General features: G+C 55.3%; 8 protein-coding genes. All 8 read right to left on the reverse strand.

The window, feature by feature from the left end; genetic code table 11:
* Window positions 1-17: 17 nt before the first annotated feature.
* From brxL to R1T45_RS17705, 8 genes are read right to left on the reverse strand one after another with little or no spacing between them, the layout of a single operon-like run.
* Complete coding sequence (gene brxL, locus R1T45_RS17670) at window positions 18-2,078, reverse strand: BREX system Lon protease-like protein BrxL (RefSeq protein WP_317389754.1); 2,061 nt, start codon at window positions 2,076-2,078, stop codon at window positions 18-20.
* Between the two features lie 9 nt (window positions 2,079-2,087).
* On the reverse strand, window positions 2,088-4,583 hold the full coding sequence (gene pglZ, locus R1T45_RS17675) for a BREX-1 system phosphatase PglZ type A (protein ID WP_317389755.1): 2,496 nt from the start codon (window positions 4,581-4,583) through the stop codon (window positions 2,088-2,090).
* Window positions 4,584-4,596: 13 nt separating this feature from the next.
* Complete coding sequence (pglX, locus tag R1T45_RS17680; protein ID WP_317389756.1) at window positions 4,597-8,586, reverse strand: BREX-1 system adenine-specific DNA-methyltransferase PglX; 3,990 nt, start codon at window positions 8,584-8,586, stop codon at window positions 4,597-4,599.
* A gap of 2 nt (window positions 8,587-8,588) precedes the next feature.
* Entirely contained in the window at window positions 8,589-12,110 is a 3,522-nt protein-coding gene (gene brxC, locus R1T45_RS17685) for a BREX system P-loop protein BrxC (protein WP_317389757.1), read from the reverse strand.
* Between the two features lie 4 nt (window positions 12,111-12,114).
* A complete protein-coding gene (locus R1T45_RS17690) occupies window positions 12,115-12,705 on the reverse strand; it encodes a DUF1788 domain-containing protein (protein WP_411041400.1) in 591 nt (196 codons plus the stop codon).
* 14 nt (window positions 12,706-12,719) lie between these two features.
* Window positions 12,720-13,334 (reverse strand): DUF1819 family protein, encoded by a 615-nt coding sequence (locus R1T45_RS17695; protein WP_317389759.1) that lies wholly within the window; start codon window positions 13,332-13,334, stop codon window positions 12,720-12,722.
* Window positions 13,331-13,831, reverse strand: a complete 501-nt coding sequence (locus R1T45_RS17700) for a WYL domain-containing protein (protein WP_317389760.1) — start codon at window positions 13,829-13,831, stop codon at window positions 13,331-13,333. Before R1T45_RS17700 ends, R1T45_RS17695 begins: the two co-directional genes overlap by 4 nt.
* Window positions 13,810-14,208 (reverse strand): hypothetical protein, encoded by a 399-nt coding sequence (locus tag R1T45_RS17705; protein ID WP_317389761.1) that lies wholly within the window; start codon window positions 14,206-14,208, stop codon window positions 13,810-13,812. The genes R1T45_RS17700 and R1T45_RS17705 overlap by 22 nt, the downstream gene beginning before the upstream one ends.
* Window positions 14,209-15,679 lie beyond the last annotated feature (1,471 nt).

Consider the following 15,679-nt stretch of genomic DNA (forward strand, 5'->3'; position numbering starts at 1 on the left):
TAGCGGCTTAGGGCCGTCTACTTCCTTACATACGTCACATAGAAACCTTTCAACATACGATGTTCTTGAAGACGGTCGCCGAGATTGAAAACTTCTCGGCGTAGCGGTGCCTGGAAGATATCCAGTCCGCGATCAAGAATGATTTTCCAGCCGGAGTTTGTCACAATGTCGCGGGCATGAGCGGTGCCTGAGGTATCGAATGCCCATGTAAAATCCACGCCGGAGCCTGTGCAGGCTTCAGCGATGCTTTCCAGTAACTCACGCTGTTTCTGAATGTCCCCATCGTGTGGTCCCGTCACAAGATGAATGGAGACTTGGTCCTCCGGAGCCTTCCGGCGAATGACCATTTCGACCAACTCCATCATGTTCCGGATTTGATAGAAATAGCGAAGATACGGGTCTGTCACGATGATGCGTGTAGCACCATCGGTGTAGGGGCCGAAAAGCTTGTCGTAGCTGACACCTTTACGGTTTTCGGCAAAGACGTGATGTCCTTCCTCGGGCAGCGGTTTCTCTGGGGCGCTCGTCGGCTCTAAAGACGTATCGGCAGGCTCAACAACCACCTCGTCTGTCTCACAGTTTTCCAGTTGTCCCGGATCGGGCGCCGGTTTGTGGTGATAGAACTGTGGGAACTCCTGCTCTTCAACAGTCTGAATATGTTGCTTTTTGCCATCTCTGCCTGAATAGAAGAAGTCCACATCTGGATAGGTCGCATCGATCCGCAAAAGTTGGTCTTTGACCCTTTTCCGGCTTTCCATGGCCAGCTGGAGCAGCTCCTCGACGTCTTCGGCACTTTCGCCACCGGCCGGGAAGATGACCTTCAGCATGCCCGACATGGTTTTATAAATAGCATCCCGATCTCGAGTGGATATCTTTTCACTTACACTGAAATGCTTGTCGGGGCGGTTGGAGAAGTCTTCCTGACGCAGATGGCGCAGGATTTCGGCAAGGTAGTCGACAATGAACCCGTATCCGCTGGTGAACATTTCGCCGCGGATCACATCGATCTCCCAGCCCGGCAAATAGGCGTGAAGGCGGTCGATAAAGGCACTGTCGTGGAACTGTGGGGGTAAAGCCTCAAACAGGTCGCTGTTCTTCAGCATATAGGGCACGTTGTGATCGGTGTTGCCCACAAAGGCGAAGCTGGCCTCGGCTCCCATGGGGTTGACCCCGCGGGAAAAAGTCTTGTTGGCCATGTAGTTCTTCATGATGTCGACAAGCGCTTTGTTTGCGGTTTTCTCGCGCCCGGCGAACTCATCGAAAGCCACCACATCCCAATAGCCAACAAGGCCAATACGCCCGTTGGAGTTATTCACGAACAGCTTCGGGATTGTCACCTCGCCCCCGGATATCAGCTGTCCGTGGGGTGAGAACTCAGAATAGATGTGCGACTTGCCGGTTCCCTTGGGCCCCAGCTCGATGATGTTATAGTTGCGTTCGACAAACGGGATGAGACGCATCAGTTGCAAGAGCTTGCTGCGGCGGCCGAAGGCTTCAGGATCGAACCCGATAGATTGCATGAGCAGATCAATCCATTCATTCTTGCTGAACTGACTGCGGACCTCTTTATAGCCGTCATAATCCACACGTGCGATCTGGATCGGCTTAATGGTTTCCAACACCCAGGGAGAGGTCCGAGCGTCTTCAGCAAACTCATACTGCACATCTGCGATGCACCAAACGCTCGTGACCAGTAGTTTGGGGTGGGCCTTAACTGTGCCGCTGTCGACGGCGACCTTCTTGATGCCCAGGTTGTCAAAGACCGCCTCGTAGCTGTCGGTCTTTTCGTTCAACGATACGCTGATCTGGTCAATGACCTTGTAGCGCCCTTTTTCCTTAATCGTGGACTGGATCAAGCCGGCTTCGTTACGATGGACATAGTGCTTGCGCAGGATGTCCTTGACCGTTTCGATGCCACTTTGGATCGAAGCCTCGTCATCGGTCGCGCAGTATTGGCCGAGCAGGTATTCCAGCACATAGGTTGGGACGATCGCATTGCCCTTAACGGCTTTCACCAGATCCTTGCGGACCACATAGCCTGCGAAATGTTCGTTAATCTTGTCGTCGAGAGACCCCATGTCCGCTCCTCAAAAATCGAAATCTGTGGTGATGCCGCGACGCAACTGGAAGCGGTGGCTGGCATAATCTTCGTAGTGGCTGGTCTTGCCGATCCGCTCGCGCAGTCTCAAGAAGACGTCTTGGTCGTTGAACTGATCCGCTTCGCGGGACAGGAGGAACTTGAGCGGCAGCTCTCGCTCTCGGGCATTCTCCGAGGAGAAGTCGAACGTGAGATCGTGTTCATCGGAGATAAGCGTTCCGCCGTTGGCGTATATGCCTGCCAAGAGATCACGCGGCTGCTGTTTCTCCGAAACGGCCTGTACCTGGTAGAGCGTGACGGCTGTTTGGCCAGATGAGATCAAGCTGCGACCAGGGACGATGATCTGGACATCGACCTCGCCCACATCCGCTTCGCGCCGTTTTCCGACCTTCAATACTGGGATGACAACTTCCTGCAGCGATGCGCCCCCATGAACAAATCGGCTTCCAGCGCCTTTTGCCCGCATGCGGTTGATCGAGTTGGGGATCAGTACGTCCAGGTCACCAGACAGACCAAGCTCTGTCGACGAGAACTTTTTCATCCCAGCGGTTTCATTCAGTCCGCGACCAATGACGAAACGCCGGTTCGTAAACAGGATTTCCGAACCTGTAGGGTCGGCAGCAGAGAAGTCGGTCTCGTCCAACGGGCGGTGCTGATAAAGAAAACCATGATCCGCGGTGATCAAGATATTTGAGAAGTTCGCGGTCGTCAGTTTGCGGACCAGCTTCGTCAGATCCTCGATCGCCACTTCAGCGGCCTCGGTCACGCTGTGTTCGGTTGCCAGCTTGTCGCCAATGATATCGATGCGGTTGTGATAGAGGTACAGGATATCATGATCGCGGAAGAGCGCCTTGCCCTCATCGGCCTTCATGTTCATGAAGTCTTCCGCTTTCATGGCCTTTGCCTGATCGCCAGAGCGACCTTTCCCAAGGATCTTCTGTCTGTTCGCGGTGCTTTGCGTGGGCTCGCCAAAGGACGACACGACGCTGTCGCCCGACAGGCTCAATTCCTGGTTCGGCAGCAGTGCGGCCATCCCGAGCTGCGTGTAGCTGGGTAGTGTCGAAATCATCGGCTTCAGTTCCGCATCGTAGCGGGGCAGCTTGCGGATCTCGCGCTGGCATTCCTCGGCCACCTCATAGCGCAGCGCATCCGAGATAATCACGACGACCTTTTGGTCTCGGCGCCGGTACTCAGCCGCCTGATCGCGGTAGAAGTCTGCCTGCTTCGCATATCCCGGCACCAACCAGTCGCCCAACTTTGCAATCTGGTCTTGCCAAGCGTCGTTGACTGTTAGAAGGAAGTTGGTGGTATAGCGGTTCTCGACGCTCTCGAACAAAGACCCCAACAGCGACGCTTGGCCGCTTTTCTGCATGTGGTAGATGAACTTGCGATAGAGCTGGTCGATCTTGAACCAGCTGGACACATAGCGCTTCACCCCCTCGGCAGGGGAGGTCATGGATAGCGTCGCCTCGGCCAGGGCCTGCTGGAATTCCGCGGCATAGCCGATGGCCTCATAGACATCGCGGTAGATCGGGTACCAGTGGCTTTGACGGCGTTCTCTGACGGTTTTCAACACCTCGGTGGAAGACACCGTCTGACTCGACATCTTGGCCTCAAGCTGGCGAATTATCCAACGATCAATCTCTTCGAAATGGTCGATAGCGCGCAGAGGTTTGATCTCCCGGCTCTTAAGGTCCTCGGGGATCTGTAGGATCTCCTGATACTTCCGGCTCAAGGCCTCAAAGACCTCAGCGTCATGGCGGTTGTTCTTCCAGCGACGGAAGACCAGCAGGGCCTCGGCATTCAGCTTGCCATCTTCGTCCAGCGCCCGGCAGTAGCAGGACTGGAACAGGGTGATGGCGTAATCCTCGAAATCGGGCTCGTCGGATAGATAGCCATAGGCCTTCTCAACCTGCGTCCAGAAGAATGCTGTCAGGCCAGCCCGGTCCATGAGCCGCAGCGCGTCGTCGCGCCCCGAAGCCAACTCCCCCAAAAGCGCTTCGATGACGGTGTCGAGCGCGCCTTCTGCGCCCGCGCAGACGGTCAGCATCCGGCGCAGGACGTCGGTCTTAGTGTCTGACGGTGCGAGCAGCCGTTTCAGATGCTCAATGCGCCCCTTGGAGCGGTAGAACTCCATATGATCGCGCACCACCTCCTCGAACTGTGTAGGCAGGCCCAGTTCGGCCAGCCAGATCGCAGCCTGGTCGGCCTTGAACACCGCCGTGGCGAGCTGCACATCCAGCAGCCAGTTGTCGGTCATTTCCGGCTCCGGGCCGTCCTTGTAGATCAGGAACTTCTGCTTGGGCTCCTGTCGGAGGATCCGATACTTCAGGCCGAATTCATTGTTGGCGATCTCGACCTTCTCGACCCCCGGCAGATCCGCCGCCTCATAGGCCGCGCGCATGTCGCGGGCGGCGTCGTACCAGAACACGATCCGGTGTTCCTCGAACAGCCGCGCGAGCCCGGCTTGGATGCGATCCGACATCAGCTGAGCCCCCTCATGACAAACCCGGTATCTTCTTCAGCGCCGTGCCGAACTTCGGATAGTTCACCTTCACCCCGTCATCGAGGTCGATCTCGATCTTTTGCTGGGCCAGCGGGAAGATCACCTCGCGTTCCCATTCATGCAGCTCGTCGATCTGTTTGGCGACCACGCCGACCTGTTTCAGCGCCTTGGTGCGTTGGCCTTGGGTCGCGGTTGCGTCATCGGCCAGCTTGTCCAGCCGGGCGCGTTCGCCTTCCAGCTTGGTGATGAACTCGCGCAGGTAGTCGTTGAGCAGCACCGAAACCGTGTCGCCGCGATAGCGGTGCATGTAGATCAGCGCGTTGAAAGTGCCCTTGGGGCTGGAGAACATCCAGTAGATCGGGCGCTTCTTGTAGCGCTTTACGTGGTCGGCGTAGAAATCCTTGGTGAAATACTTGCGGATGTCCTTGCCAAGCGCGTCCTCGATATAGCGCAGGTTCTCGCGGAAATGCGCCTCGCCGAAGGTCACGCGCAGGAACAGGCGGAAGCGTTCGGTGATGTCGTCGGGGAACCAGTCGGCGTCGAGCACGGGGATTACGTTGTCTTCGTCCGGCATGAAGGTGGGCTCCGGGACGCGGGCGAGGTAGTCGGCCAGCGTTTCGCCCTGATTGGCGAGAATCAGGCCCGGCGCGTCGAGGCTGTAGCGCCCGAACATGCAGCCAACGGCGTAGGAGAGGAACTCGGCCATGGTGTCGGCGCGTAGGCGGGTCTCGTTGGCGGCGGCGTCGTTCTTTATGCCATAGCGATAGGCAGGGTTGCAGGTGAGGGTGATCTCGTTCAGCGGCACCTCGGGGGGCAGCTCGTCTTGCAAGCCGTAAGCGTCGATGAAGATGCGGTTGTTCTCTTCCTCCAGCCGCTGCATTTCGTCCGTCATGCCCTGCCAATGGGTGCGGAGGGTGGTGTAGGTGGCCTCCAGCGTCTCGGCATGGTGGTCGGGTTGCAGCAGTGGGAGCGTGGTGAAATCCCAAGAGGTTTCGTAGGCGTCCCAGTCGGAGCGATGCGCTTCGACGACGGCATTGATACCTTTAATAGCGTGCGCGTCGTCGGCGAGGCCTGATTTGAAAGGAGCTTTCGCCAAATCTCCAGAGTTGAAGTTCATTGTTGGATTTATTGTGGTGATTATTTTTTGAAATACACTCGAGTTTAGAAATGCTGCTATAGGAAGGATGAAATCCTCGCGCGGGAAGGCAGATGGTCCGCCAACATCGAACAAGTGGCCACTCGGGGAAACTCGAGCCGAAAACGAAGAAGACGTGACCATCCCCCAAGTCACTGAAGGTCTGAAATAATAACTCATATTCTTGATTGTTCGCGTTGGAGAGCCATAAAGTTCAGCGGCGTATCCGAGAACTTCTCGCCCATCATCTTGCCAGTTTACTAAGTATTCATTGTTTCCAAACCACTTTCTAAAGCCGCCACCTTTATTGGTCGGGAACCATTTTTTGCCAGATGCGTTGGCCACCTCGCGTGATTCAGCGCCAAACATCGAATTATCGTTGGACACTTCGAACCATAACTTCAGAAAACGACCTACATCGGATGTCGCCATACCTTGGCGAGGCTCGGCGATCTCTTCGAGGCTTTCTTGTTCACCAAAGCATGCAAGAAACTCCGGACTTGCCCAGTAAACGATTGGCGATCCGGGAACTTTTTGAAAATCATTTGTCGATGCTGAGTGGCGGCCATAGTCATTCTGTCGGAACAGGTCTTCAATAACTTCTGGTTTTCTAACGTCTACGTGTTTTTCAAACAGGCGCCTAAAGACGCCAATCGCCTCCTGTTTGAAAGAATTTTTCTCCATGCAGAATGCGACGGTGCCAAAGTCAGATCCGAACAAGCCGCGACCACAATGAACCAAAGAAGAAAAATATGCGTTGGCGAGTAGCTTGATGCGCAATTTTTCAAACGAAGAAAGAAACATCCAAGAGGGCAGATTGAGCATTCCCATTTGACCGTTGGGACGGAGAAGCTCCAAGCACCGCTCCATAAACATTGCAAACAAGTCGGACTTGCTATCCGGATATGCTGTTTTCGCAAAATCTACTAAGTGTTCGTTTAGCCCCTTCGCACCAGCGTAAGGCGGGTTGGCCACCACCACATGATACTTCGGCGAAAGCGCCTCGGCCATGCGCAGCACGGCCACGACGCGCGCCTGCACCTCTTTCAGCAGCAGATCGTCAGCAAAATCCCGCGCCTCCACCACCCGCAGCGTCTCAGCCGGATCGCGCAGCTTAGGCACGATCAGCGAGCCGAAGTTCTTGGCTTGCTCGAACTGATGAATATCGGACAGAAGTTGCAGGCAAGATTGCATGCTGTCGAGGAGCATTTCGATCTTTTCCTTATAGAACGAAAGCTTCTCAGCTTGGCCGGATGCGTATTTTAGCCGTGACTGAAAGTGCGAGAGGGCATTCATCGCAACATCTGTCGGCCCAGCCGGTTTCATCAAATTGAGCATGATGTCTTCGAGGCGCCGGCTGGTCACTGTGGCTCCAGTGCCTTTTTTGAATTCCTTCAAGGCCCGTTCGACACCATCCCAAGAGTGTCGGTTCACGACTGCACCCCATAGATCTCGGGATATTTTTTCATACGCCTTGGCGATCTTCGGGTTCGAGGCAAGTTCTTCAAAAAAGGCGAGACTACTTTCGAGCGAGGCTTTGAATTGCGCTGATAGCGCCATAATGGCATCGGCCGAAGAGGCATGATCGAGCCGCCCATGAGCATAGTCGAGCGCGGTTTCGACTTCGTCGGTGAAGCCGGGGAGACTTCGGAGGTTGCCTTTCAGGTCAGCGACACTGTCATCGAATGATCCCGGTAGTTGGGACCAGAGGAGCCAAACTTCGTCAAGCGTAACTCCCGAAGGCTGCAACATGCAGATGTCGGGCCTTGCCTCCATCCGCAGAAACCGCCGCCGCCCCAGCTTGCCCGCCGCCTTCATCGCCAGCGCAAAGGCGGCCAGCGCGCCCGCGCGGTCGTCAATCTCTACCCCGGTCAGGTTGTGCGTCAGTATCAGCGCGGGGATCTCTGTCGCGTCATAGCCCTCTTCCTCGTAGATTGAGTAGAGCAGGTCAAAGGCATAGGTCAGCATATGCCCCGAGCCTGCGGCGGGATCGCAGATGCGGATCTCTTCCGGCTTAGTGATCTTCAGGAAATCCGTCTCGGGCTCTTCCGGCGCGATGTAGTAGTCCATCCCCTCGGCCAGACGGCTTTGCGGCCGGTTCAGCAGCCAGAGCCGCCCCAGCGAGTTTTCGACCAGATAGCGGACGATCCAGTGCGGGGTGAATAGCTGCGTCGCGGCGGGGATGTTCTCGGGCGTGATCTTCTGGTTCTTCTTGAGGCCCGCGAAGACCTGATCCTTCTTCTCAGAGATGTAGAACTGGTAGAGCCAGCCGATGATCTCGACGTCGCGGCAGGCGTCCTCGGTCATGACCCTGCGCAACTCGGCGAGGACGGAGGTTTGGGACAGAAGATCTTCAGGCATCAGGAGTTCGGTATAGTCGTCGATCTCCTCGAACAAGAAGGGCATGAGGCCGTGCCACTGGTTGCAGGCGTAGGCGAGCAGCAAGCGATAGGCCTCGGCCTGCGGGTCATTAGAGGGCGTGCGACCTTCCAGCAGCGCCGCGATGGTCGCGGGCGCGCCATCAGGCAGGTTGCCGGCCATGGCCTCTGACAGGATCTCAGGGCGGGTAGCACCTTCGGCGGGAGAGACCACCCGCACCTGCGTATAGCCGTTGGCATCCATGAAGCGCAGGGCGGTGAAGCGGTTGAACCAGGTGTAGGCGACCTGTTCTATGACCTGTTTGTTGCCGTCCTTGGAGATGGCGTTTTCGAGATCGTTAACAGCTTTGGGGTGTTCGCGCCGCGCCGGTGCCGCATCATTGAGCACAAGGTCAAGTTTCGCCGTGACCTGATCAATCAGCAGATTGCGTGCCGCTTGCGCGAACTTCTTCAGAGCGTTGGTATCCATTTTCAGACAATCACTTTCTTGCCCGCGTGGATTTGCTCCAGCAGGGTCTTCTTGAATTCTTCGAGGTAGTCGGCAACGTCCGTGTCGTCGGAAAGGTAGACCTTCGGGAACGATACGGCGATCTGCCGAACATTAACCGTTGTCGGAAGCGTGGTTGCGGGAACAGTTGGCTCTTCCCCCCCAGGCCCTGGCCTGAAAGGTTCCTGCTGTGGCTGGGTGAGGCGGTCTATCTCGGCGATGATCTCCCCCGTGAGGTCATTGCGGGCGTACATCGTCTTATTCTGCAGCAGTGGAATCAGGTTGACACTGTTGAGGCCGGTCTGCTGGTTTTCCAGCCGCGCGGTGATGCGCGCCTGTTTCGCGGGATCCAGCGCCTGGAACTCCGGCATTTGCGTGATCTTCGCGGCAACATCCTCCACCGCGGCGGCAACCGCCTTGCGCTCTTCCAGTACCTTCAGCTCGACCTTGGTTTTCAGATCGTAAAGGTCGGCTTTCAGATCCTGAATGGCCGTGCCCTTGAAACAATCGGGATCTGCCAGAGCTGCACGCAGCGTTTGGCCCGCTTTGGCGTCAACATGATCGATATTGGCCGACTGGCTGGCGATCGCCTCATGGGCATCGTCATAGATACCGCGCTGCGCGCCCCCCATGAAGGTCTTCACCTTATCGAACAGGTCTTCCTTGGCATCCAGAAGCTCGTCTTCGCGTTTCGGCGCCTCAATAATGTACCAAGCCGCGGGCTTATTCATCATGCTGCGCAAGTGTTGCTGGAATGGCTCAAGGGCGGTCAGAAACGGGTAGTCGTGAGCCTGCCGGGTCAGCCTGTCTACCTCGGCTTCGAGCTCCTTAACGCTCGCCGCCCATTCCGCGCCGAGACTACGCGCATCACTGCCTGCCGCCGGTTTAGAGAAGAGTTCCTGATAGAGGTCCTTCGCCTTGCGGATCTCGGCAGCCGAGAACTCTTGCTGGGGCGTGAGCAAGATATTGGGCAGGGCATGGCTGTTGTTCAGCGCCTTCGCCAGATCGAGCCCTTCGGTAACAGTGCTGTCCACCCGCGCCTCAATCGAGCCCTTCGCCACAAGGCTGCCTGCAAGACAGAAAACGGCAGTGGCAGGCCATCCATAGGGTTTTGCCGTGAACCGCTCTGCGAGGTATTTGACGGACACCTTCACGCCATTGCGAGCCTGCGCGTTGATGAAGCCCAGCACATCTTGCTCGGCCTCTCCGAGCCCAGTGCCTTCGGACCCAAAGAGACTACTTTCGGCCTGTACGGCTTTATTGATGTCTGCTTCCGAGTAACTGACGCCGCGCAACATCGGGAGGTTTGTGTAGACCTTATCGACGAGCGATTGAAACGCCTTGATGATCCGGTCTTGAGGTTCTTCTCCGCCAATGTCGAGCTCGTCTCCCCGAACGAACAGACGCGCCTCGCCCATCAGTTTGCGCAGCCGCATTTCAAGGTCTTTGGCCCGGCGGCTGTTCTGCTCTCCTTTTTCCGAGACGATCCGATCCCTACCGGGTTGGGGCGAACCGCTCCGCGATTGGCGGATGAACTTGTCTGTCTGTTTGAATAAGATTAGATCTTTGACGAAATTTGAATCCGCTTTCATTACGACAGCGAGCTCTTCGCGCGACATGGTTTTCATGCGCACGGCTTCAGGGCTACCTGCATCCTCGCCGAAGGGAGAGACGATGTTGATGGCCAGCTCATATTCTCGGCCGACCGCATGATCGTCCAGTTTGCGGGTGAACGGATATTCACTGTTCGTCGCCAGATGCCGGATTTTCCGGTGGCGCAGGATGGTATCGAAGGCAATCGTCTCAAGCTCTCTGGTAAGTTCGGATGGGTCGATGTCGATGGATTTGATTTCGGCCTCGACGTCCTTCTCCTCATTGGTCAGGAACTCGTACACTTCACCATTACGCTGGATCAGCGTATTCCGCTCCAGTAGAGACAAGGCTTCTTCGATGCGTCGACGCTGTTGCGATTGCTCCGCGTCGAATTCCGAAAGTAGCAGGATCGAGATGTTGCGAACCGAAGGTTTGAATTCCTTCACGTACTTGACCAGGAACAGCGCCTTGAGCACCCGGACTGCGAAAGGATCGTCGAGGTTTTTCTCGGCGATCTGGATGCTTTGCTGGGCCGAGGATTTCAACGCGGTGCGTATCCCTTCGAACATCAAATCAAAGGTCGCCAGACCACCGACTTCTTGGCCCTTCAGCTTCTTGGAAACCTCCTGAAATACCCCCAACATGGAGCGTTCGCCGACGGAGCTGTGTTTGCCCTCAAAGGCATTGTGTTGCGACAGCGAGGTGATCGCCATTTGGAACAGCGTATATTGGTAAGGTGGAAACGGGTAGCTTGCGATGAAGTGATCGCGGTCACGATAATTCTTGAGCTTAATCGACCCATCCGCGAAGTCGAACAATGTCTTGAGGTTGTTCTCTTCGCGGTCATGAAGATTGCCCAAGGTCACGGCGGCTTCTGGGGTTTTCGACAGCAGACGGCGCTGGATGACCTCGGCAACATCGGCGGAGTTCAACGGCACACGGTTGCCGAAACGCGCCTGGATCTTCGAGAAGTCATTCTCTTGTTTCTGCGTCATGTCGCCGATTACCGACGCCATATCTTGCTGCGCAGTGACGATGATCCATGCTTGGCCCTTGCACTTCGTGTTCAGGCTTTCCGCAATAGTCTGAAGGTTGGTCATCAATTTGATATTGTCGGCGATATACTGACCAACCTCGTCGACGAAGAAATTAAGGCGGAACCCCTTGGGCTGTTCGTCGATCCAGGCTTTGATGGTACCCGCGAAGTCCTCAATCGAGACGCGGGTGTCCTTGCGGTATTGGCTTAAGATATCCTTGACGTCGGCGGGATCTCCCCCCGTGACCGAAGCGAAGGCAACCGCCACGTTCTTTGCCTCCAGCAGCGCCTGTTCCCGGCCGCGCTCCCATTGCTTTCCAGAGGCCTCCTGAAAGGCCGCCTTGAACGCCTCAAGCTGCTCGCGGTCATGCAGGTCCCGTTCGAACTGCGCGATATGAGGCTGCTTGCCATAAAAACCACAGGTCTCGTCGAAGACCTTCTGAAAGACCGCCAACAGCGCATCAACATCCGACTTGGAGATGACGTCGGCCTTTTGATCGATGTTGAACAGGATGGACTTGGACGGAATTGAGACAGCTTTGTTCAAGGCGCCCGCTAACATCGGCTCGCCTTTCAGCTTCTCGGCGAAAATGTCATGGGCTTTGGCACCATCGACCTCCCGGTTCTCGAGTAGGAGTGCGAGCATCTTTAGCAGGTGGGATTTACCAGAACCGAAAAAGCCGGAAATCCAGACCCCATTCGAGGTGTCGTAATTGTTATACGCTTCCAGGAAATGTTCGAGCTTGCGTCCGATTTCGCCGGTGATGACGTATTCATCCAACTCAATACGAAGGCTGGCCTCGTCGTCGGCTTTGATTACGCCATCAATTGCCCGGTCTACAGGCTTCTCGAAAATATCTTTTAGCAACTGGGCCATGGGGTCAGACCTCATAATTCAAAATGTTAAAGGCACGGTAATACTTGTCGTCATGCAGGCGACCGAACAGGTCCAATGACGCGCCGGTCGCCAGAGCATGGGTATAGCTTCCGGGAAAGAACAGCACTGTGGGAGCCTCTTTCGCGGTGCTTTGCAGGTTGTTCAATACGTTATGTGAGCGGATGTAGGGATAGACTTCGCCAACGCCCGATAAAAAGATGACATCGTGCGAGATAGCGTCAATCGCCTCCGCGATCTGCGGTATGAGGTGAGCCTGCGGGTCCAGTACCCCTTGGAGAAGTTCTTTGATCTCAGCCTTTTCACTGTCAGCTTCAGCCTCTAAAACTTGCTCAAGGATGTCACGCTCATTCAGGATATCAAGGGCCAGATCGTATAGGTTGAGATCAAGGACATTGGTGCCAGTATGGGCAATGCGGGTCACGAGGTCCTTTCGGTCATCGACCATAGAGAGGCCTTCTTCTGCCGGGAATGGGCAAATGAAGAATGGCACCTCGTTGCCTAACCCCTGCTTTTCCAGAAAGCGCTCGCTGGTAATCACGTGATAAAGATGTTCGGCGCGTTCTTTGCGGCTCAACTCAGACTTCACACTTACTCTCCGTCACTCTTCACGCCGGGAAAGAGGGCGAGCTCCACCGGATTTTTATCTTCAATCATCGCAATCAAGCGCTGTGACAGGATCGCGGTTTGTATGCGGTTTTCGCCGGATAGAATTCCCGCCTCACGCATCATCCGAACCAGGACCTGCCGTAGCTTCTTGCGGGTGGAGGTGCTGAGATCAGCTAAACCGTCGTCCCATTCCGCCTTGGCCTCGAATAGAATGTCAAAAGCTTCCAGAGGCAAGTCGATCTGATACGATAGATACCGTTCTCGAATGACCTCGAGCGCGAATTCACGGACAAATCGGTAGGCGCGGCAGGAGGACAGCCAAAGCAACGCCTGCTGATCGGTACGATCAGCTTCATCCAACAGAAATGCCCGCTCTTGCGCAGACAAGGTCCGCAGCCGATTAGTGATTTCGCGCAGCGTACGCCGATTGGAAGCGGTTTTTGGGAGGGAAGTCGCACCTTGGTCCAAGGCACGTAGCATGGTCTGCTCCCAGGCCTCGCCTTCGACGTGAATTCGCGCGACTGACACGCTTTCGGTTAGCAGCAGACCACCGACACCAAATGACATCAGATACTTCTTTTGCGGTGGATCGCTCATGCTATTTTCCGTCCAAGTATTGGTTGCACCTCTGACATGTTGACCAGCACAACGTGCTGATCTTGGGGGGCACGGGCGCAAACTTCGGTGTTCAGCCCAAGCTTCTTGAGGCTGTAAAACAGGTGCCACTTTCTCACGGCTACCTGTGCGGTGCGATCGGTCATCCAGCAGTCCAGTTCGGCCATCCGTTTCTGATCTTCAGATAGGAAAGGAGGAGCCGAGTTATTTTGGGTAATAGCCTCCATCCAGTCGGCGTCTGAAACTGGAGCAGTTTCCGCCGGCCCGGCAAGCTCACTGTTCAGGATACGGCTCAGAACGAAATATTTAAGAACATGACCTTTGATGCAGTAGGCCCTTATGTGGCAACGAAAGCCGTCATCAGCGATCCCATACGGAGCGATGCCCCGCGTAAGGGGTCGGACGAACGACATAGATTGGTATTCGATCGCTAAGGTCCGTCGCTGCGCACATGCCATCAACACGTTGCGCACTGCCATAGCGGAGAGGCCTCCCGTGCTGGGAGTGACGAGGGCGGAATTTGGGGAAGATCGACATCCCATTCCGACTTGGCAACGGCCGCACCACGCGCAATTGCGGCGGGGTCAGCCAGATACTCCGACGGAACTATCGACAGGTAGTGTGCATCGAAATTGTCGCCCGTCACATACGTCGGGACACTCTTGTCATAAAAAAGACGCGTTAGATAATCCGAGATATATTCGTTCAGAACCTTGGAGGCCTGCGCACGGCCGATCCCTATGACATCCTTCAAATCGGCAAGCCCGATTGAGCTATGCAAGTATCGTCCGTGCTCGGCAAACGCCCGCCAGTCGCGTTGCCTTTGGATCAATTGGTGAGCGTCACGTGCGGTCATGCACCCATAGGTAGTGAGCATTTCTCGAAGGGTCCAGAGAAAGGAACCTTGGTGGGACAACTCCTCACCTGATGCAGGAATCGAATACATTTAATCTAAAGGCGTACTCCGAAAGCCAGATCAAGCAATCTTTTGCACTTAACATGCAAGTCATGGGAGTGTGCGAGGCCAATAAAACCAAGTTTCGCATAATCGCTAATCCTTGCATAGCGCGGGACATAATACCCGACGAGATGTGGTTGCTCGCCCCCAGGGAAGAGGGCCATCTCGCTGAGATCGTGACGCTGGATGTGCGCCTTCTGTACTTCGCCGGAACCTGCACAAGGGATTTTTTATGAATGTCCAGTGTGTACCGGCTTCGAACTCCTTCTTAATCTCGCTGAGCAGAAAAGGTCTTGGCTTGACTGTTAGCTTTGTGTTTCTGCAGACTGGTCTTACATTTCCGCTACCAACTTCAGATGGCTGCGTCCCGAACCTCCCACTACTGCGCGCCGCAGCAGGAAGCCCGTTTCACGGCCACCCGAAGATGATGTGGGATTGCCGCCGATCCCGGGTGTCGACAGCTGCACTGCGCCAAGGGAAACCCAGCGCGATGCGTTTTCATGGGGCCGCACGTGTTCGACCCGTGTCGCCGATCTAAACTCTCGCTGTCATTACAGACCACCTGCTGCGCGCCGCAGATACTCTGCACTGACAGGCGTTTGCTTAGCAGCAAATGTACCTGACACAGGAGTCATATGGATCTTTTCGCACCAACAAAAAAATTATTCTGCTAACCACGGGGAATTTTTTCCGACGACCTTGGGCGGCTGGAGAGAACCCCTTCCGAAACATCACAAAAATGCCGCCTATTTCTCTTTCAGGGGATTCAAAATTCTTTAATTCTGGGTCCGAATTCTTATTTATTAACAATGCCCTGTGGGGTGTTATGACGCATTTTCTCCGCGTTATGACGCAAAAAGCCGGGACTTTGACGCAATTTCCCCGCGTTGTGACGCAAAAACCCCGCAACTTGACGCAATTTCCCCGCAACTTGACGCAATTTCCCCGCAGGACCGCAAGGCTCTGATTATAATGAATTTTTACATACCAATCGCTTGAGAAACGCACTGATTTGAGGAAACAATGAGAATCCGTGGTGCAGCTTCCGGTCTCAGGTTTTTCAGATAATCTTTTTCGTCTCTTCCCGATCCGGCCAATCTTAGATTTGTCAGCGACGAAAAGAACTAAAGAGTGGCATTTGATATTTGATCGCCTAAACCGATCATCGACAGGACCCCAAAATTCTCCAATCGGCATTTGGGATGCCGTACCTGTTTACCTACTTCCGGTTTTGCCGGACGAGGAGAAACAGAAAATGGCAAGAAAGATATATACGACAGAGGAACTTGCGGCCAGGTTTAGGTGCACGCCACGTTGCATCACCGATTGGATCCGCAAAGGCTGTCCCGTTGAGAAGCGGCGGGTGAAG

This window comes from Sulfitobacter sp. LC.270.F.C4 (assembly GCF_032922545.1).
Classification (GTDB): Bacteria; Pseudomonadota; Alphaproteobacteria; order Rhodobacterales; family Rhodobacteraceae; genus Sulfitobacter; species Sulfitobacter profundi.